Below are 20,372 nucleotides of genomic sequence, written 5' to 3' on the forward strand. Positions count from 1 at the left end.
GTAAATTTATAAAAATATTGGAATCGTTGTTATAGTTATAGAAGGGATAGATCTAATGAAAAAAACTCTATTAGTTTTTTTAAAATGTGCAGTCTTAACGCTATTAATCAGCTGTTCGTCAATTACAGAAGATGATTCAGACCAACAAGATGAACTAGAACAAAAAAATGCTCAGGAGTCTGTGGAAACATCAGAAGAAACAATAGAAACAGAGGAAGCTTCAACAGACACCCCTGTACAAAATAGTAATAATCAACTTTTTGTTCCAAGTGAAGATGATAATATTATCTCAATTATTGAACTGCCAACTAATCGTGTTTCTGGTGAAATAAAGACAGGCGAAAGACCTGCGAATGTTGTATTTTTAAAAGAACAAGAGAAGGCGTTCGTTACGCAACGTAATGGAAATAGTATAGGTGTAATTGATTTAGACGAATACACGATGATAAAGGAAATTGAAGTTGGGATTGATCCTCATGGTCTAGTACTTACAGAGGATAAGGAACAACTTTATGTAACGACGGTAGGGGATCAATATGTCTATGTGATTGATACGCTAAAAGAAGAAGTGAGTAGAAAAATTGATTTAGGAAGTGGTGCAAGAACCAATTATCCAACTCTTGATGGGGATAAACTATATGTAACTGATCATTCAAATCAACTAGTTTACGCAATTGAAAATGATCAAATAATTAAAACTTATAAAGTCAGTGGTGCTCCAATGGTATCTAGAACTAGTAAGGATGGTAGTTTACTTTATGTTGCTTCAAGTAGCTATGGTGCTCTGGAAGTATTTGATACAAATACAGGTGAAAAGGTGAATGAAATCAAATCAGGTGATGACGTAACTGATTTTGTGATAACTGATGATGAGAAACGTTTGATTGCAACAAATAAAAATGAAAACAGCGTTAGTATTATTGATTTAGTTTCAGGTAAGATTATTGAAAAAATCGATGATTTAGCTGCACCTAAACATATTTCGTTTAATGGCGACGAATCTATGGTCTATTTAACACTTGGTGGTACAAATAAAGTTGCTGTTATTAATCTGGAATCAACGGAACTTGTTGAAGAGATAGTGGTAGGGAGTACTCCACATGGGATTCAACTAAGGTAAGCTTGCTGATAGACATAAAAAAGTCTTGATAACTCATTAACAAAACATTCACTTATCTATGGTCGGTGTTTTGTAAATTAAGGAGCGTTGTCTTGAAGAAGCTAGGTGGTAAATTTTTGAAAGGTACCATTTTATTAATGTTTTTTTTAGTTGTTTATACTGTATGGGACAATAATCGAATAATAGTTGTTAAACAAGATATACCTATAGAAGATCTTCCAAACGAGTTGGAAAATTACACTATCCTTCAAGTTTCTGATCTTCATGAAAAAAACTTTGGAAAAAACCAAGAACGGTTAATTAAAGCTATAAATTCTATCAAATATGATGCGATACTCTTTACAGGAGATATGATAGAAAATAAAGAAAGTGCAACTTATCAACCTTTTTATGAGGTATTAGAAGGAATAGAAAATAAAAAAACAGCATTATTTATACCAGGTAATACCGATCCAGATAGTTATTATGTTCACTTAACAGTAGAAAAAAGTGAATTTATTAATGGATTGGAAGACAGAGGGGTAAAACTTTTGGAATCAGTTTACACAGTTGAAGTTGGAACGAAAACTATTGATTTTGTTAATTTTGAATTATCGATTATGGATGGAAAAGTAAGCACGATTGAGGGAATACCACAACCGTCATATATTCAAGACAATCAATATATTGCCTATCAAAGTTTATTGTTAGAGGAAATGAAATATTTAGATCAAGGGGTGGACAAGAATGTGTTAATTGCTCTTAGCCATTATCCCGCAATTGATGCTAGAATTGACCAAATTAATGAAAGGCCGCTTTTGAAAATGCGGAATTTTGATTTAGTGATAGCAGGTCATTACCATGGAGGGCAAATTCGTCTGCCATTTATAGGTGCTTTATTTGTACCAGAGCCATGGTACTCGGATAGTTTTTTCCCTCCGCAAAATCGTGTAAAAGGACTTTGGGAATATAAGGGTCTCAAGCAATATGTAAGTGCAGGCCTTGGAAGTAGTGATGCGGTCTCGTATTTGGATTTTCGATTTTTAAATTCACCTGAGATAAATGTATTGAAATTTAAAAAAAGTCATTAGACTTAGATGCCTGTCGTGTTTAAACATGTGAATGACTAAGCTTATATACTGTTAAATATGTTGAATATTTGTTCTCATTTTTAAAATTTAATAGTGGAGAAAAATTAATGTGAAAGTGAAATGAACAAAAAATTCAATATAATAGTAGTAATTCGCTGGATCTAGTGATGGCGGATTAACAATCAATTGGTACTTGCTGAAGGAAAAAGATAGGTGTGCAAATACTTGTCATTCAGAGTAAACAAGCTCTTAGAGTGACGAAAGTTGAAGGAACTGTTTTTCTTGCATACGATTGGGAAATACAAATTCAACATGTCCCTATCCAACGATTATTAAAAGGAGGTTAGTCGATATGAGCAATCAACAATTAAAATTGACTTTTGTTGGGGATGTAATGTGTGAATCAAAGCAGATACCTGCACATGAATTGAGTAATGGTCAATATGACTACAATGAAGTCTTTATAGATATTAAAACGCATCTTGGAAAGTCAGACTATGTTGTTGCAAATCTTGAAACCCCAATAGCTGGAAAAGAGTTAGGATACACAACAGAAAAATATAGCTATAATACACCAAAAGAATTTGTTGAGTCATTAAAAAGATCAGGTGTTAACTTGGTATCTACTGCTAATAATCATTGTTTAGACCGTGGTGTACAAGGACTAAGGAACACAATAAAACAATTAGACGAAATAGAATTAAAGCACGTTGGCACGAATTCGGATAAGGATAGCAGGAAATATCTAATAGAAGAAATAGAAGGAATTAAGATTGGATTTCTTTCTTATACATATGGTACAAATGCTTTCGCCAACAATGTCTATCTTAAAAAAGAAGAAAAATATATGGTCAATTTATTCCAGGAACAAGAGTTAAATAATAGGTTAACTAGGAAAATATATCATAATCCTGCTAATTTGTTTTCGCGTATTTATAATAAATTCGGTAGATTATTAAATCCGCAGCAATTTATGAAACCAGTATATGAGCGGAAAGAAAGAAGTATTCAATGTAAAAAACAATTGGTAAAAGATTTGAAACAATGTAAAGAAGATGGTGCGGAATATATTGTTATGCTTATGCATGCTGGAGGACAGTATAATGATTCTCCAACTACCTATACACAGAAGCTTTCAAACTTTTTGTTAAAAAAAGGTGTTGATGCCGTGATTGGTAATCATGAACATGTAGTTCACCATTGTAAAATTCAAGGGAACAATCAAGAAAAAATAACTGCATATTCACTTGGTGGTTTTTCAGGAATAGCTGGTGTCTATAAAGAGCCATATAATAAAATGGCAGATTACTCGGTAATTTTCAATGTATATCTTTCGAAAAAAGGTAATGAAGTTAAAGTTCAAAAAACTACATTTTCAGTAATTAAATCAATTCCATTTGGTAAAGATAAAGTCAAAACAGTTCTTGTGAATGACCTAATCAGAAACTGTGAAAATGAAAATGAAAGACAAAAGTTGCTTTCAGATAATGAGAAAATGGTTAATACCTTCTTTGGTTCTCAATTTAAAGTAGTTGAAATTCAAGATGAATATAATCTTAAATCTATTAATTGAAGTAGTATCACCATTAAAAAGAGCCTTGCTTTGTCTGTAACTGAGAGTGATTTCAAATTAAATAGGCAGGCATTCTACTATTTCATCCAATCTTCAAATAACCCGCTTCCATTGCAACCTGGACAATGATAATCACTGCCATAATAATGTTCATAAGACATTATTGGAATTCCCATTCCGTTGCAATCGGGGCACTTTCCCAATTTCTCCATTTTAACTACTTTTTTCTGATACATTCCGTCTGCCCAATCGGATAGCTTACTGAGTACTCCCATCATTTATCACCTCAATTTTTACTATGTGCTATTATGATTATTTTATTCCATTGATGGAATAATGGACACTCGTCACAGTTTGAAATGAGCACTTTTGACCTGAAAAGCTGTATTAACTGTATTAAATGAAGCAAAAACGATTATAACCACGGAAGAAAAACTGGAAAACGTGGAAAATGTTTATGTGTTGAAGTAGAATTAACCATAGTATGTAATCGTCATTAAAAGAGCTTCTGAGGTGAACAAAATGAAGAAAAATTCTTCATCAATTGTAAATAAAGACCCTAATTCAACTGAACCAAATACAAGTTTAATCGCGGACATACAATCCCTTTTCAAAGCAATCGTACTGATATCCAATGTTCTTCCTGTTTTTACAGGTTTTTGGTTAGCGCTCTATTTTACCGAAAGCTCCTTATTAGGAAATTGGGATCTACTTTTGTTAACAATCATCGGAAGCACGCTAATTATGGCAGGTGCTTTACTGCTTAATAATTGGTATGATGCCGATATTGATGCTGTCATGGAACGAACTAAAAATCGCCCGACTGTAACTGGGACGATTTCTTTAAAGGTTGTTTTGTGGATGGGTATAACCATCAGTGTTCTAGGGCTGCTTCTTCTTCTCATGACAACTATTGAAGCTGCTATTTATGCTCTTGTGGGATGGGTTACTTATGTTGTGTTATACACGATGTGGTCCAAACGAAAATATACATTGAATACTGTAATTGGGAGTGTTTCTGGAGCCGTTACGCCATTGATTGGCTGGGCAGCAATTGATTCTGCTTTTCACATTGTTCCGATTATCTTATTTTTGATTATCTTTATCTGGCAAATTCCTCATACCTTTGCAATAGCGATGAAAAAATCTGGAGAATATAAGGCTGCGGGGGTTGCGATGCTACCTGTTGTACATGGGTTTGCAATTACAAAACGCCAAATGGTTATTTACATTGCTTGCTTATTTCCGTTACCCTTTTTTATTCTATCGTTAGGCAACTTATTTATAATAGTGGCTACGTTACTTAATAGTGGGTGGTTAGCTCTTGGTATTACTGGATTTTTTACTAAAGATGATTTCCAATGGGCGCACCGGATGTTTTTGTATTCGGTAAATTACCTAATGATCTTGTTTGTAATGATGATCGTTGTAACCTTATTTTAAATTGATAGATTAATAAAAAACTGGCAAGTAGACAGAATCTACTTGCCAGTTTTGTTATTCCTTCAATTGAGAAGTGTCTTAACTAGCATTTCCTTTTGCGACAGGTGGTGCGACTATTTTTCGTTCAGTTGCAATCCAAACTAGTCCCAAAACAATAACTAGTCCTCCAAAAATTTGTGCTAATGAGATAGCTTCGTTAAAGAACAATACTCCTGCTACAGCAGCTGATGCTGGCACGAAATACCGGTAGAAGTTAGCCTTTGTTGCACCAACATGTTTCATTGATAAATTCCAAGCGACAAAGGCAAAAACAGTACATAAAATTACATTATAGGCAATGGCACCCCATGTAATAGGGGAAAGTTGAGTCCACTCTATGCTTGACCACCCACCAAATGTAAAAGGAATCAAGAACAGAGATCCGAATAATATATACCAGGTTGTTACACGCATAGGTGAATATTTGTTCATCAGAGGCATACAAGCAAGATTGAATAGTGCCCCAATTAAACTAATACATAGTGCAAGAATGTTACCAAGCATATACTCTGAACTAAGGTCGAATCCATCTTTTCCTCCAAGAATAATAAGGGTTACCCCTACTAACGCAACAAATCCACCGGTTGCTAATCGAAGGGTCATTTTTTCTCGAGTAAATAGAGGAGCAAATAGAGCCGCAAAAATTGGCCACGGTGCTACGTTTAGTAAAGATGCGTTGGCTAGGGTCGTGAATTTGATTGCGTACATGACAAGTAATTCTAAAATTGTTACCCCAACGAAACCAATGACAGCTAGACGGATAAGGTCTTTTTTTTCTACTTTTATATTTCCCTCAGTAATTTTTAAAATGATAAATAAAAACGGTAGGGCTAATCCGAATCGAAGTAGTACGAAGATTTCGGCTGTAAAAACCTCCATTGCCCAGCGTGAAACGCCAAAATTGATACCCCATATGATTGATACTAAAATAAGTCCTAAGTAATAAATTAATTTCAATGTAAGATTCATCCATTCGTGTGTAAGTAATATTTAGTAATTATCGCATGTTATTGAAGTGGTTACTACCTAAATGTATTAAATAGTTGTTAAGCTCCTTAGTATAAGTAATTTAAATAGTAAATTAATACATAATAGTTTTCTTATCCTTGGAATGTATGTTTATAATGAATAAAAGGAGGCGTTAAAAATGAGTACTAAAGATGAAAGACTTTATGCCATGTTAATTTATCTACTTAGTTTCCCGTTTCCAATTCTTGCACCACTAATTATCTGGTTAATGAAAAGGGAAGAATCGGAATTTATTGAATATCATGGCAAGGAATATTTAAATTTATTAATATCATACACGATTTACTTGACGGTAAGTGCTTTATCTCTACTACTTCTAATAGGGGTTGTACTGTTACCAGTTGTCGGTACTATGTTAGCTGTTTTTACTATTATTGCAGCAATAAAATCTTATAATGGTGAAAAATATCGAATACCACTAATTATCCGTTTTGTTAAGTAACTTATTATAACCTTGTGGATTAAAAAATGGAGGCACTATCATCAATGATAGTGCCTTTTGTTATGAAGTAAAGAGCATCTTAATTTTCCACTATGTTTAGAATCTGAAGTGGTACGGGAATGGCTAACTATAAGGTTAACTACCGTTGATTGTAGTAAATAAAGGAGGAATTTTCATGGTTTCTAAAGATGAAAAACTGTTTGGGATGTTAATCTATCTGATTAGTTTCCCTTTCCCAATCCTCGGTCCATTGGTTATCTGGTTGATTAAAAGGGAAACGTCAGATTTTGTTAACTATCATGGGAAAGAATATTGGAATCTGTTCTTTTCTTATTTGATCTACTCTGTTGTAAGTGGTATTCTACTCCTTATTATTTATTTAATAGTAGGTAGCGGTTTAGCTATTTTTATAACTGCAGCCATACTGTTTTCAATAATTGGTTTACTGTTAACAATTTTCACTATCGTAGCAGCAGTGAAATCCTATCAAGGAGAAAAGTATCGCTTCCCACTTATACTACATTTGATTAAGTAAATGGTTTAGTAACTAAAAAATCGGCACCAGAATTGGTGCCGATCTTTATCTGTCTATAAGCTTCCTTTTCTAATAATGCTTTCCATCATGTCCGTATTTGGGTAATTTACTTCTTTATATTTAGCGATTGTTTTTTCGAAATCATACGCTACTCGCTCAATCGAAGTACTGACACTGCCATCATTAATATCGACAATCGCGTAAGATGCTTTTGCCTGTCCATCAAATGGAAGGCCAACGCTACCAAGATTGATTATCGTTTTTCCGTTAATATATCTGATGTATGGTTTATGAATGTGGCCATAAAGATAAATGTCCGCGGTCTTATCGGTCATCATTGTTTCTTCTATTTTATCATCAGCAGTATTTGGCAGTACCACATCAAATAAGCTATTAGGTGTTGCATGAAAGGCATGGAATGAAATACCTTCTTCTTCAAATGCTAGTTCCGTGGGAAGATTAGCTAAATAATCAATATCAGTTTGAGCCAGTTGAGAAACAGTCCAATTACGCTCCTTGTTCATTAGTTCTAGTACTTTATTAGGTACTTCTCCTTCTTGTACTCCTCGGACAATCCATTCGTCAGCATTTCCCTTAATAACGGTTGTGTACAACTTTTGTATCAATTCAATTGAACGTTTGGGTTCTGGACCTCGATAAGCAATATCTCCCAGTACTAGTACTTTATCTACTTGTTTCTTGTTAATATTCTCAAGGACAGCTTCTAAGGCAATTGCATTTCCATGTATATCCGAAATAAAGGCTATTCTCATTGTAAACGCTCCTCTTTTAGCTTTTCTTTCATCATATCATTAATTGATGGTGAGGTTAAAGGGAATGAAAAATGGACACCTTTTTGGAAAAAGGCATCCATTCTGTTAGCTTATTGAATTTTGAATTCTATTTGTTCTAATCAACAACACTACATATAGCACCATGGATAGAAACACAGAAATTGCTGATCCAAGGTAGATGTAGCTATAACCGAATAAATAGGCTATTTGTCCGAATGCAATGGCTCCAATGCCGACACCAAGGTCAAAAAAGGAGAAAAATGTTGCATTTGCCATTCCTTTTCGATTATTAGGAGCCTTCTCAACAGACCAAGCTTGTAATGCTGGTTGTACGCTTCCAAACCCTAAGCCATAAAGAGCTGCTGCGATATAGAGCACGAGTGAATTGGGAAGCCATACTAGAAGGAGCATCGCTAGCAGAATCATGAAAGTTCCTGGTAAAAAAACTATTAGATGCCCTTTTAAATCATATATTTTACCGGCAAACGATCTTGATATCATCAAAAAAATTGCAAAGAGTAAGAAGTACATTTCGATGCCATCAATCCCTTCGGCAGCAGTGTACAGTGGAAGAAAAGAAGCAAGGCCACCGAAAGTAACTGTAATGAAGAATAATAGGACAGAGGGTTGGATTGCACTTTTTTCGAAAATATCAAATTTAGGAGCAACCGATTTATGTTCCGATTTTTCTACTTTTTTATATTTTATTTGAGAAGATAACAGTAAGGCAACCGCACCTAGAGCAGCACAAATTAAGAAAAGCTGAGGAAATGAAATGTGGCCAACTAGTGTTAACCCTAATGCTGGACCGAACGCGAGGGCAATGTTGCCGGATAAACCGAAATAACCCATCCCTTCCCCACGTCGCTTAGGTGGAATCAAATCTGTTGCAATTGTACCTGTAGCAGTTGTCGAAAATCCCCACCCTATTCCTTGAACAATTCGCATCATAAATAGAAAGGCAATACTTGGAACAATTGCGTACGAACCGACGGAAAGCACGAAAATAGCTAATCCAATCATGTAAACAAACTGTCTACCCTTAGATTCTAATGAGTGACCAGCATATGGCCGGAAAATTAACGCAGAGAAAGTGAAAATACCTGTAATAACACCAATTAATTGATCACTTCCACCTAAATGTTGTACAAATAATGGAAGTGTGGGAAGTGTCATCTGAAAACCTAAGAAAATAAAAAAGTTTGCCATGCAGATGAGGGCAAAGTCTTTTGTCCAAATTTTATCATCCTTTACATGGGGTTTTTCAATTGTTTTTTCCATTATGTTTTACCCCTTCCTTCGACACTCGAAATATATTATACAAGAGAAATAGTTAGGTGTCACGAGGTTAATTTATCTAGTTAAAGAGTAAGTTTTTAAAAATACCTTTCGTATCAGAATAAAACGAACAAAACAAGATAATATTCTCTATTGAGAATGTTATGAAGTTATAGTATTATTAATAGAGATACTTATTCTGGATTTTCTGTTTTTTTGCTCTTTATGTTCTTTATCAAGAACAAGTGTTGATAGTTACATAGATTGGTAGTTATTTGCTTGATTTCTAGAGGGATGTAAAAACCCTACCACATTGATGCTTTTAAAACGCTAATGATCGGAGTTACTATTTTTGAAGGGAAGTGTGTTAAATGAAATCACAAATCATTGTTGATAAAGTTACCGTCATAAACAGGGAGTTGATTGTCCATTATCATTGTAAGGGCGAAATTGCTAATTATATCAATGGTAATAGATTTGTAGCAAAATATGATAGTGATATCAAAAATGTACCTGAAAGTTTGTTGATTATTCCTTTTCTAGCAAATGTTACTCCAATAGCGTGGGTTACCAATTCTATTATTTATTGTGGACAAGTAGATTTGCAGTTTTATAAGAGTCTAAATGTGCTGAAAGATTACTTTAAAAGCATGTATCCAAGCTTTTTATGTGAAAGTGATTTGACTCCTAATCTTATTATTAATAATGATACGCATCTTAAGGAAAACTCTAAGTCTGCTCTTTTCTTTAATAATGGGATTGCCTCGGTAGCGTCATCCATTCAGAGAAGAGATGATGAGCCTCTATTGATTTCAGTATGGGGTGCGGAAACAGAAGTGACTAATCAGGAAGCATGGCAGGCTGTATCAGAGGAGTTAAGGAATTTTGCTACTAGTTTTGATACCAAGGTAAGTGTAATTAAATCCAATTTCAGAGATATGATTAACTATGAAGAATTGAATGGATCATTTGAGGAATTGATTGGTGGCCATTGGTGGACTAAAATTCAACATGATCTAGGAATAATTGGATTGTCCGCACCACTTGCTTATCATCATCAAATAACAAAGCTTTATATCGGTGCAACTCATCAACCTTCTTTTATAAGTCCATTCGGTTCAGATATAGAAATAGAGAGTAATATAAGCTGGGGAAGTGACTTACTTCAAGTCTTCCCACAGGGATATGTATTGACTAGACATGAAAAGATAGCTTTAATAAGCAACTATATAAAGACGTATGATTCTACTTTGAAAATTAAAGCGTGCCAAAACACTCAAATAAGTCATAATTGTTCCAACTGTGAGAAATGCATTAGAACGATGATATCAATGTTGTTAGAGGGACTAGACCCTTCGAAGCACGGGTTTAAGCATGTTGATGCGACAACCCTTGATAGAATGCGCCATCACCTCGAAAATGATGGTGTGGTAACTCCAGAAAATTTATTTCACTATAAGGAGATTCAGAGTCATATTCCATCAAAAAAAGAGGGACTAACTGTATTTACATTAGACTTTTTTAATTGGTTTGAGCAAACTAATTTTAAAAGGGTTACTAATAAATTAAGACGTAAGGAAATAATCATTTATTATAAAAATAAGACAAAGAGCAAGGTCGGTACTATTGTAAATACTAGTAAGGGACAGGATATCCTTAGGAAGTTAAAAAATAAAAAAAACAACAAGGAATTATAAGTTAGGTATTAACTCGTTAAGTCGCCCTTTCATTGGTGTGATAACGGGTTTTTTATTTTGGTTTTTAGACTTTTTCATCTGAATTTCCCTTTATCCTAGAAACTTTATTCAAGGTCTTAATCAATTTTGAGCTGTATCGGGGATAATGCCTTAAAAAAGTTTATTGGAAATTCAGGACTATATATTTGTTAAAAGAGGTATACGTGTTATAAGTAGTCAAATTAATTCTATCTCCAACAGAAATACGTATCCAACATGGATACCCCAAAAAAAGGAGGGACAACATGAAATTAAATGTAACGCAAAAGCTGATTAAAGATCATTTAGTATCTGGTGAGATGACACCGGGCAGTGAAATTGGACTGAAAATCGATCAAACATTAACGCAGGATGCAACCGGTACAATGGTGATGCTGGAACTAGAAGCAATGGGGTTGGATTATGCGAAGACAGAAGCATCTGCTCAATATGTTGATCATAATCTAATTCAGGTTGATAGTAAAAACCCTGATGACCATCTGTTTTTGCAAAGTGCAGCAAAACGTTTTGGATTATATTATAGCCGCCCAGGAAATGGAGTTAGCCACCCTGTACATATGCAGAGATTAGCTAAGCCCGGCAAAACATTGCTTGGTTCTGATAGCCATACATGTGCAAATGGATGTATGGGGATGTTGGCGATGGGAGCAGGTGGTATTGATGTAGCAATGGCAATTGCGGGAGAGCCATTTTATGTGAAAATGCCAGAGGTTTGGGGTGTAAAATTAACCGGAGAATTACCAGATTGGGTAGGAGCAAAGGATGTCATTTTCGAGCTGTTGCGGCGCCATGATGTTAAAGGAGGTATTGGTAAAGTAATTGAGTATTATGGTCCTGGATTGAAGAATTTAAATGCGATGGATCGCCATGTAATCGCAAATATGGGCGCTGAGCTTGGTGCGACTGGGACTGTCTTTCCATCGGACAAAAAAATTAAAAAGTTTTTGAGGGATCAAGGACGTGAAGAGGATTGGATTAAATTGAAGGCCGATAAAGGTGCCAGGTATGACATTGATGAAGAAATCAATTTATCGGAACTAGAACCACTCGTTGCTAAACCATCCAGTCCAGGCAATGTCGTTCCGGTAAGTGAGGTTGCAGGAGAGCCAATCTACCAATCTTATATCGGGTCTTCAGCAAATCCAGGATTTCTAGATTTTGCTATGGTTGCCGAAATCGTAAAAGGAAAGCAGGTTGCAGATGGTGTATCACTTGATGTGAATCCAACCTCTCGGCAAATGTTGACTAATTTAGTGCAAGAAGGGCATCTAGCAAGCTTACTCCAAGCCGGATCACGATTACATCAAGCCGGGTGCAATGGCTGTATCGGCATGGGGCAAGCGCCAGCTACTGGACGTAACAGCTTGAGAACAACGCCGCGTAACTTTCCAGGCAGGTCGGGTACGAGAGAAGACAGTGTCTTTTTATGTGGTCCTGAGATTGCTGCTGCCTCAGCGTTAACAGGTGTGATTACAGATCCAAGAACACTTGAGATGGACTACCCACAATTAAAAAATCCTAAGAATCCAAAGATAGACAACAATCTATTGGATGAACCATTACCACCTGAAAAGGCGAGAGAAGTAGAGTTATATAAAGGGCCCAATATTGCTTCAATCCCAGAGATGGACGAATTACCAGATTATTTAGAGGTACCAATTCTCTTGAAAATGGGTGATAACATCTCGACGGATGAAATATTAGCAGGTGGTGCTCGTGTTCTTCCGTTTAGGAGTAACTTACCAGAAATCAGCAAGTTTTGCTTTGAAATCATCGACGAAACATACTATGACAGTGGCATGAATACACGTAATCACGGTGGTCATGCGGTTGTCGGCGGCTTTAACTATGGTCAAGGATCAAGCCGAGAGCATGCAGCTCTAGCGCCAAGGTTTTTAGGATTACGGATTGCATTAGTAAAAGACTTTGCTCGAATCCATTGGCAAAATCTTGTTAACTTTGGTGTTGTACCAATAACATTTGTAAATGAAGGGGATTACGACAAATTAGAGCAAGGGGATGTGCTCAAGTTCACCAACCTAAGAGATACAATTAAGCAAACAAGTGAATTTACTATCACTGTTAAAGAAAAGGGAGATGAGATAGCTGTACGTCATGCATTATCAGAAAGACAAGTGGATATGATGCTACATGGCGGCTTAATTAACTGGATGAAGGAAAGAAAGATACAGAATAACAAATAGTCTAGACAGAATTGTAAAGCAACCAATGATTTTCATTGGTTGCTTTTGTTGATGTTATATAGTCTTACTTTTGATTCAGTTTTTCTGCTACCTTGTAAGCATCAACCATTCCCCAAATCCATAGGATAGGGGTTGTAATGAACCCAATAAGGACAAACATCAAAAGCCCTGAAATAGCATAGGCAACAATAAATCCGACTCCTTTACCGATTTGGCCGTTATAAATTTGTCCAAGTCCACAAAATAAAAAAGATAATACCGCCGCTAAACCTGAATTCTTCATCAATAACACCTCTCAAATTCCATAATATTTAAGCATATGTTCAGTATAGTACTGATATCCATGTAAATAAAGAGAATTTTGTAATATTTTGACTTTTAAACTATTTGATTTATTTAATGAAGTCTACTTTTTATTTTTATAGTTCCGAAATATTTATTTCATATTAAAAATTAATATTCATATTAATGATAACAAGTACAACTTATTAGTAGTTGCATGATTGCACAATAAATAGGTATTTCTTAAAACTAGGAGAAGGGAAGGTAGTAGAACTAGAACGGTATTCTTAAATTCTTTAATAATTCTAAAGGGGTGAGAGCATGGAGGGTTATGGTCTTATTATTGTTATTGTTTTAGGTGTTTTATTTGTAATTTTTTCAACTGCTAAATTAAAGCTTCATCCGTTTATTTCATTAATAATAGCCTCATTTGCAATTGGTATCATTGCCGGATTGCCATTGGCGGACGTAGTTGCTGCCATTAATGGTGGATTTGGTGGATTAATGGGCAGTATCGGTCTTGTAATTATTTTTGGTACAATTATTGGGGTTATTCTCGAAAAATCAGGAGCCGCCCTTAGGATGGCGGAGGTCGTGCTTCGATTAGTAGGGGAAAAACGGCCGCAATTAGCCATGAGTTTAATAGGTGGAATAGTTAGTATCCCAGTATTTTGTGACTCAGGTTATGTCATTTTATCTTCTCTAAAAAAAGCACTTGCTAAGAGAGCTAAGGTAACAGTTGCCTCAATGGCGATTGCTTTATCTACTGGTTTATTTGCGACTCATACACTAGTACCACCAACACCAGGGCCGATAGCGGCAGCTGGAAACATCGGCGCGGAAAATTACTTGGGTACTGTTATTTTGATGGGATTAATTGTCGCTATTCCAGTCATTTTTGCTGGTTATTTATGGGCGATTAAGGTTGGTACCAAAATCAAAGTTGAAGGGGAAGACGATGCTAATGAAACAGATGCGGCTTTCAGTTATGATGAAATTGTTGAGCAGTTTGGCAAAATGCCCTCAGCATCGAAATCCTTTGCACCAATAATTGTACCAATCTTGTTGATAGCATTTAGCTCATTTTTAACCTTTATGGAGTTAAGTGGACCATTAGTCAATGTATTCTTGTTTCTAGGCTCACCTATCGTAGCATTACTGATAGGAGTACTATTCGCTTTCATCTTGATGCCATCGTATGATGAAGAAACACTTACGAAATGGATTGGTGTAGGAATTAAGGAATCGGCTCCTATCTTGCTAATTACAGGGGCTGGCGGAGCATTTGGTTCTGTGATTAAAGCGACACCTGTTGCTGATTTTATTCAGGGTTTTGCGGACAAAGGAATATTCACTGGAGCTCTATTCATTTTCATTCCGTTTTTAATTGCTGCTGCACTAAAAACTGCACAAGGATCGTCAACAGCAGCATTAGTTATTACTTCAACATTAGTAGCTCCATTGCTAATTCAGGTAGGTATTGAAGGTGCAGTGCCACTTGCTTTAGTTGTAATGTCAATAGGTGCTGGTGCAATGGTCGTTTCTCATGTCAATGATAGCTATTTCTGGGTTGTCAAAGAATTCAGTGGAATGTCAGTAACACAAGCCTATAAAGCGCAAACAGCTGGAACATTAGTTCAAGGTTTGGTTGCAATTACTGTGACTTTCTTGTTATGGATGATTTTTGTTTAATATGAACTTGAAAGTAATATTTTCTTTTTGTATAGTTTGTTGCTATTGAGTTGTAATTGCTAGTTGATTTCCGCTCCGTGCAGTCGCTTTGCGCGGGCAACGCTTCAACTTCCTCGGAAGAAAATCGCTTCCTGTGGGATTTTCAGTTGTTGGGACTGCGATTACTCGTCCCATCGAAAACATTTGCTTTTCCCGCAGGAGTCGACTGCACTTCGCTCCAATCACTATCTTATTACAACAATAATGAAAGGAAGATGGATATAGCCAGAAAAACAAGCGTAGAGTTTGCGTATCTTAGAATAGATTTCTGATTAAGGGGAAAATCCTCTACTCATAGAGCCAAGGACTTTATCCTTGATAATTAGAACGCTATTACCAGTGTAGGCAGAATACGTAGACTCCTCGAAAATATTTGCGATGTATTGCTACGAAGTATTCTGCCGAAGCGGTTGGTATAATTGTCTATTTAAAAAACACCTCCTGAATAAATTGAATTCAGGGGGTGTTTCTTTGTAATATATGGGTTTAATCAAACAATACACTGACAGATTGTTGCTCATAAACTCTAATAATTGCGTCACTTATTAACGGAGCGACTGTTAGTTCGGTGATTTTATCAATTTTTTTATCCTCGGAAAGCGGTATGCTATTTGTAACAATCAGTTCTTTTAGTTGCGAGTTTTGTAGCTTGTCAATTGCCATTCCGGATAGGACTGGATGTGTAGAACAAGCGTAAACTTCTTTTGCTCCGTTTTCTATTAAAGCTTTGGTACCACTGGTAACCCTTGTACCAGTATCGATAATGTCATCAATAAGGATCGCTGTCATTCCATCAATATGACCAACTACATTTATTTCTCCAGCAAAGGTATCGGTTGGATTACGTTTATCAATGATAGCAATGGGAGCTTTTAGTCGTTCGGCCAATTGACGGGCTCTTTTTACACTTCCGTGATCTGGAGCCACTACAACGATATCATCTAGATTCTTTGATTCGATGTAATCGGATAGGATAGGGATACCAACTAATTGGTCTACCGGTATATTGAAGAAACCTTGAATTTGAGTTGCATGTAGGTCTAATGTTATCACCCTATTTGCTCCAGCTGTTTCAATTAAGTCAGCAATAAGCTTGGCAGTGATTGGTTCCCTAGAACGAGCTTTTCTGTCCTGCCGTGCATAACCATAATAAGGAATGACGACATTGATTGTCTCAACTGAGGCACGTTTAAGCGCATCAACCATAATTAAAAGTTCCATAATATTTTGATTAACAGGCTCACATGTGGATTGAATAACGAAAACCTCACATCCACGGACACTTTCTTCAATATTAATTTGAATCTCGCCGTCACTAAATGTTTGAACGGAACATTGTCCTAGTTCCAGTCCCATATTAGATGCAATTTCCTCTGCAAGCGAAGGGTTTGAATTTAGGGTGAATACCTTCAGTTTTGTATTTTGATAGTTGTTTGACACGACCAATATCCTCCTATATAAATACCAATTTCTCTTATGTACTACTAATTATGACAGCAAATCGGCAATTTTATGCCTTTTCTATTAATTCATTAGTATATTGTTATCATCTCAAAAACGACAAGCGTTGACAAGTTGAGCGTCTCACAATAGATGAAATTTTTGAAATTAAATAGGATGGTCAGAATTATAATGAAAAAAAAACGCTAAATCACTATGAACGATATAACATTCTACTGTTACGGTATTTAGTTTTCCTCCATTAAGATTCGTTCTGGATGCGTATATACATTAAGCTTTTGTCCTCTAGCAAAGCCAATCGTAGTAATTTCAAGTTCGTCAGCTAGCTTTAGTGCTAAGTCTGTTGGAGCCGATTTAGAAATAAGAATGCCAATCCCAATTTTGGAAACTTTTAATAATACTTCGGAAGAAATGCGCCCACTAAAAACAATTACATTATCTTTAAGTTTTAGTTTGCTTTTTAAGGCATGACCATACAGTTTGTCTAAAGCATTATGTCTACCAATGTCGGTTTTAATTGTTACTATTTCACCAGAATTACAAAGGGCTGCATTATGCACACCGCCTGTTCTCTGGAAAGAGTCCGATTGAGCTTGTAGTCGTTTCATTAAATGCACGCACTGTTCAATGGTAATTGTCGAACGACTCATTACGGTTTTGGCAGTTTTCACGTCACTTTTAAAATAGAATTGACGGCTTTTTCCACAACATGATCCAATAAACCGTTTGGAATGATCGAATTTACTTTCATCTATAGGGTTAATTAGTTCTACATAGGCAAAACCTCGATTTTTATCAATTTGAATTGATTTAATCTCCTGTAAAAAACGAATCACTCCTTCTGAAGCGAGGAAGCCTATTACTAGATCATCTAAGTCTGTCGGGGTACAGACAATCGTAGCAAATTCAATCTCATCTATTGAAATAGTTAGTGGGAATTCCACCGCTATTTCTTCTTCAACTTCGGAAAAATCAGTCCCATCATACTTAAAAACCTTCCAGCTACTTGTGGTTTTATCATTCATAATTTATCCGTCCCTTATTAATTAACATCCATCTCAAGTTCTGCTATTCGTTTTTCAGCGTATTTAGTATCCTTATGAGCATAAAAGGTTTCCGCTCTCTCAACGATAACAGTAGTATTGTATTCGGGTATCCCAGCGTATTTTTCATAAACACCCTTTGGAATAAGGGTGTTTCCTTCAGGCCAGTGAACTTCGATATTTTCGGATTTTAGTTCAACGAATTTTGCTCTGCCGTTAAATGTACCAAATTGATTATAGACGACGATGGCCTCTTGTTCTTTAATGCCGTGTTTTTGGCCATCTGCTTGATTCATCAACACATCAAACCGATCCGCATCATTAAAAGGATCTGAGTCATTATAAATCATTGAATTAAATTGTTTACCTCGCCTTGTTGTAACATAAAAGTGTCCTTCTGGTTTCCTTAGTTCAGGGATTTCAACGGTTATAAGGTTACCTTTACCATCGGGAGTAGGGCATATTCCATCCTCACATAACCAGGCACCACCCCATTGAAAAACATCCCCGCTATTTTTTAATTCTTGAATTCCACTATAATTTGGCGCGGTAATAGCAATTTCATCACGAATTTTATTAGCAGATTGGAAGTTTACTAGCTCATATTGGTCAGGCTTCACCCTTTTTGCCAGATCAATATAGATTTCCCATTCACTCCGAGCTTCTGCTATTCGAGGTCCCTTAATTTCTGGAGAAAAATAAACCATCCGCTCGGTCGAGGTAGAGGTTCCACCACCTGGTTGTTCGTACCTAGTCATTGCTGGTAAAACAATCACTGCTTCCTTGGCGTCGACAAGAGTGGATGTATTAAGAATGATGTCTTGATGGACACGAATATCAAGATTCTCTAGACACTGCTTAACAAACTCTGGGTCTGGCATTGTTTCTAAAAAGTTCCCACCTGACATGTAATAGAGTTGTAGCTTTCTTTCGTGATCCTCTGGAAGTAGTGAATTTTCAAGTGAAACTCCAACAATATCACCCTGCCATTCAGGAATTTCAAATCCCCAATATTGCTGCACTCGGGTTTTATTTTCATCATCCATACCTCCCCCAGGGAGTGAAAATGGATCAGAGCCCATTTCGCCTGAGCCTTGGACACCGGAATGCCCCCTGATTGGCATTAATCCACAATGCTCTCGTCCGATAAATCCACGAAGAAGGGCGAGGTTAGCTACTTGGGATACATTGTCAGTCCCGAATCGATGTTGGGTTAGTCCCATAGACCAGACGAATACAGCTGAGTTAGACCTTGCGAGGAGTTCAGCGAGTTCAACCATTCGCTCTTTTGATAATCCGGAAGATTGGACAAGCTGATCCCAATCGTAAGCTACTGATTTTTCTTTTAATTCCTCGATTCCATTGGCATGTTTATTGACAAAATCATGGTCAATGGCGGATCCAGATTCGACTTCTTCCATCTCAAACCAGTGCTTTATAATTCCATGCATGAAAGCAATATCTCCACCAATATTGACCTGGTAAACATCATCAGCTATTTTTGTTCCAAACAATGCAGAGTCCGGAATTGATGGAATCCAGTAATGATCCATCGATGGCTCGTAGTATGGATTTATAATAATAATTTTTGTGCCTTTGCGCTTTGCTGCATACATGTATTTGGTTGATACTGGTTGGTTATTGGCTGCAACTGATCCCCAAAAGACAAGGACATCAGTACCAATCCAATCCTTGTAATTACAGGTAGAAGCCCCAACCCCAATTGAACGACTTAAAGCAGTTTTAGAAGGAGAATGACATATACGAGAGGCATTATCAATATTATTTGTTCCAAGGAAGCGAGCTACTTTACCTGCTGTGTAATAGGTTTCGTTTGTGATCCCTCTAGAGGTTAAGTAAAAAGCAAATTGTTTTGGATCAAGCTTTGTCATCTTTTTAGCGATTGTATCCAAAGCTTCATCCCATGTAAGACGCGTAAAGCTTCGGTCTCCGGGCTTACGAATTAACGGGTAAGGTATGCGCCCCAACTTTCTAAGTTCAGTACTAGACATTTTTCTTAGTTCATCAATATCAGCATGTAAAATATCTTCTTTAATTGAAGGCATTGTATTTAATCGTAGGACATTCAATCTAGTCGTACATAAATGTGGACCTGTTAAAGTTTGATCTTGAAGCCCGGACACTCCGAGTGCGCAGCCATCACATACTCCATTAGATAAAATGCGAGTTGCATATGGAAGGTTGTCTTTATTCTCCCAAACTACTTTCATCGTCTCTCGGATATGGTGTGGTTTTACTTTTCCTAATCCAAACGGAACCTTACTAACCCAGTGTTTCGGGTCTGGTATTTTAGTTAATTTAACTGGACCGGTATGCTTAGTTTTCCCCAACTGAAACCCCTCCATTTTTTTACATATGTAAGGCTGAACAAGAATGAAAAAACGTGTAAGTAAAGATGCAGTTCCATTTTCTTTTATAAAAATAACATACCATGTAAGTGCTTACGCATCAATGTGTAAACTGATAACAGCACAACTAAATAGAAGTGAGAACTAAGATCAAACGAATGTTTTTAACTTTAACTATAAGGGTATTAGGATTATATGCTTGTAATCAAGTATTAATCAAGGG

18 protein-coding genes are annotated in these 20,372 nt (G+C 36.3%); 9 read left to right on the forward strand and 9 right to left on the reverse strand.

All coding sequences use genetic code 11. The features are described from left to right. The first annotated feature begins 55 nt into the window (after positions 1-55). The 3 genes from GH741_RS08465 (at position 56) to GH741_RS08475 (ending at position 3,763) form a co-directional block, all read left to right on the forward strand. Entirely contained in the window at positions 56-1,120 is a 1,065-nt protein-coding gene (locus GH741_RS08465) for a YVTN family beta-propeller repeat protein (RefSeq protein WP_153736365.1), read from the forward strand. Positions 1,121-1,236: 116 nt separating this feature from the next. After that, entirely contained in the window at positions 1,237-2,190 is a 954-nt protein-coding gene (locus GH741_RS08470; RefSeq protein WP_153736366.1) for a metallophosphoesterase, read from the forward strand. 352 nt (positions 2,191-2,542) lie between these two features. Then, complete coding sequence (locus GH741_RS08475; RefSeq protein WP_153736367.1) at positions 2,543-3,763, forward strand: CapA family protein; 1,221 nt, start codon at positions 2,543-2,545, stop codon at positions 3,761-3,763. A 77-nt stretch (positions 3,764-3,840) separates the two neighbouring features. Here the strand turns inward: GH741_RS08475 and GH741_RS08480 are convergent, their stop codons facing one another. Continuing rightward, positions 3,841-4,038 carry a methionine aminopeptidase gene (locus tag GH741_RS08480; protein ID WP_240795448.1) on the reverse strand — a complete coding sequence of 66 codons (198 nt, stop codon included), beginning with the start codon at positions 4,036-4,038 and terminating at the stop codon, positions 3,841-3,843. 247 nt (positions 4,039-4,285) lie between these two features. Between GH741_RS08480 and cyoE the strand changes: the two genes are divergently transcribed. After that, a complete protein-coding gene (cyoE, locus tag GH741_RS08485; RefSeq protein WP_153736368.1) occupies positions 4,286-5,206 on the forward strand; it encodes a heme o synthase in 921 nt (306 codons plus the stop codon). A 78-nt stretch (positions 5,207-5,284) separates the two neighbouring features. On the opposite strand, the gene GH741_RS08490 is transcribed toward cyoE, so the two are convergent. Continuing rightward, on the reverse strand, positions 5,285-6,214 hold the full coding sequence (locus GH741_RS08490) for a DMT family transporter (RefSeq protein WP_153736369.1): 930 nt from the start codon (positions 6,212-6,214) through the stop codon (positions 5,285-5,287). 178 nt (positions 6,215-6,392) lie between these two features. On the opposite strand from GH741_RS08490, the gene GH741_RS08495 reads away from it, so the two are divergent. Beyond that, positions 6,393-6,716 (forward strand): DUF4870 domain-containing protein, encoded by a 324-nt coding sequence (locus GH741_RS08495; protein WP_153736370.1) that lies wholly within the window; start codon positions 6,393-6,395, stop codon positions 6,714-6,716. A 175-nt stretch (positions 6,717-6,891) separates the two neighbouring features. Next, positions 6,892-7,251: a DUF4870 domain-containing protein gene (locus GH741_RS08500; protein ID WP_153736371.1), complete on the forward strand. Its 360-nt coding sequence runs from the start codon at positions 6,892-6,894 to the stop codon at positions 7,249-7,251. A 53-nt stretch (positions 7,252-7,304) separates the two neighbouring features. Here the strand turns inward: GH741_RS08500 and GH741_RS08505 are convergent, their stop codons facing one another. Beyond that, positions 7,305-8,024, reverse strand: a complete 720-nt coding sequence (locus GH741_RS08505) for a metallophosphoesterase family protein (RefSeq protein ID WP_153736372.1) — start codon at positions 8,022-8,024, stop codon at positions 7,305-7,307. Between the two features lie 105 nt (positions 8,025-8,129). After that, positions 8,130-9,326 (reverse strand): MFS transporter, encoded by a 1,197-nt coding sequence (locus GH741_RS08510; RefSeq protein WP_153736373.1) that lies wholly within the window; start codon positions 9,324-9,326, stop codon positions 8,130-8,132. Between the two features lie 368 nt (positions 9,327-9,694). Here GH741_RS08510 and GH741_RS08515 point away from each other — a divergent pair, with 368 nt between their 5' ends. Together GH741_RS08515 and GH741_RS08520 are read left to right on the forward strand one after the other, a co-directional pair. Then, positions 9,695-11,020, forward strand: a complete 1,326-nt coding sequence (locus GH741_RS08515) for a hypothetical protein (RefSeq protein WP_153736374.1) — start codon at positions 9,695-9,697, stop codon at positions 11,018-11,020. 284 nt (positions 11,021-11,304) lie between these two features. Then, on the forward strand, positions 11,305-13,263 hold the full coding sequence (locus tag GH741_RS08520) for an aconitate hydratase (RefSeq protein WP_153736375.1): 1,959 nt from the start codon (positions 11,305-11,307) through the stop codon (positions 13,261-13,263). 64 nt (positions 13,264-13,327) lie between these two features. Here the strand turns inward: GH741_RS08520 and GH741_RS08525 are convergent, their stop codons facing one another. After that, positions 13,328-13,546, reverse strand: coding sequence for a hypothetical protein (locus GH741_RS08525; RefSeq protein ID WP_153736376.1), 219 nt, complete (start codon positions 13,544-13,546; stop codon positions 13,328-13,330). Between the two features lie 320 nt (positions 13,547-13,866). Between GH741_RS08525 and GH741_RS08530 the strand changes: the two genes are divergently transcribed. Then, positions 13,867-15,237: a GntP family permease gene (locus tag GH741_RS08530; protein WP_153736377.1), complete on the forward strand. Its 1,371-nt coding sequence runs from the start codon at positions 13,867-13,869 to the stop codon at positions 15,235-15,237. Positions 15,238-15,279: 42 nt separating this feature from the next. On the opposite strand, the gene GH741_RS22105 is transcribed toward GH741_RS08530, so the two are convergent. The 4 genes from GH741_RS22105 to GH741_RS08545 form a co-directional block, all read right to left on the reverse strand. Further along, the gene (locus GH741_RS22105) at positions 15,280-15,411 is read right to left on the reverse strand and encodes a hypothetical protein (protein WP_276608223.1); all 132 of its coding nucleotides are present in this window, start codon (positions 15,409-15,411) and stop codon (positions 15,280-15,282) included. Positions 15,412-15,762: 351 nt separating this feature from the next. Continuing rightward, on the reverse strand, positions 15,763-16,716 hold the full coding sequence (locus GH741_RS08535; protein WP_338079310.1) for a ribose-phosphate diphosphokinase: 954 nt from the start codon (positions 16,714-16,716) through the stop codon (positions 15,763-15,765). Positions 16,717-16,964: 248 nt separating this feature from the next. Beyond that, a complete protein-coding gene (fdhD, locus tag GH741_RS08540) occupies positions 16,965-17,762 on the reverse strand; it encodes a formate dehydrogenase accessory sulfurtransferase FdhD (protein WP_153736379.1) in 798 nt (265 codons plus the stop codon). A 17-nt stretch (positions 17,763-17,779) separates the two neighbouring features. After that, on the reverse strand, positions 17,780-20,131 hold the full coding sequence (locus tag GH741_RS08545; protein WP_153736380.1) for an FdhF/YdeP family oxidoreductase: 2,352 nt from the start codon (positions 20,129-20,131) through the stop codon (positions 17,780-17,782). Between the last annotated feature and the right edge of the window lie 241 nt (positions 20,132-20,372).

The organism is Aquibacillus halophilus, from assembly GCF_009649745.1.
Classification (GTDB): Bacteria; Bacillota; Bacilli; order Bacillales; family Amphibacillaceae; genus Aquibacillus; species Aquibacillus halophilus.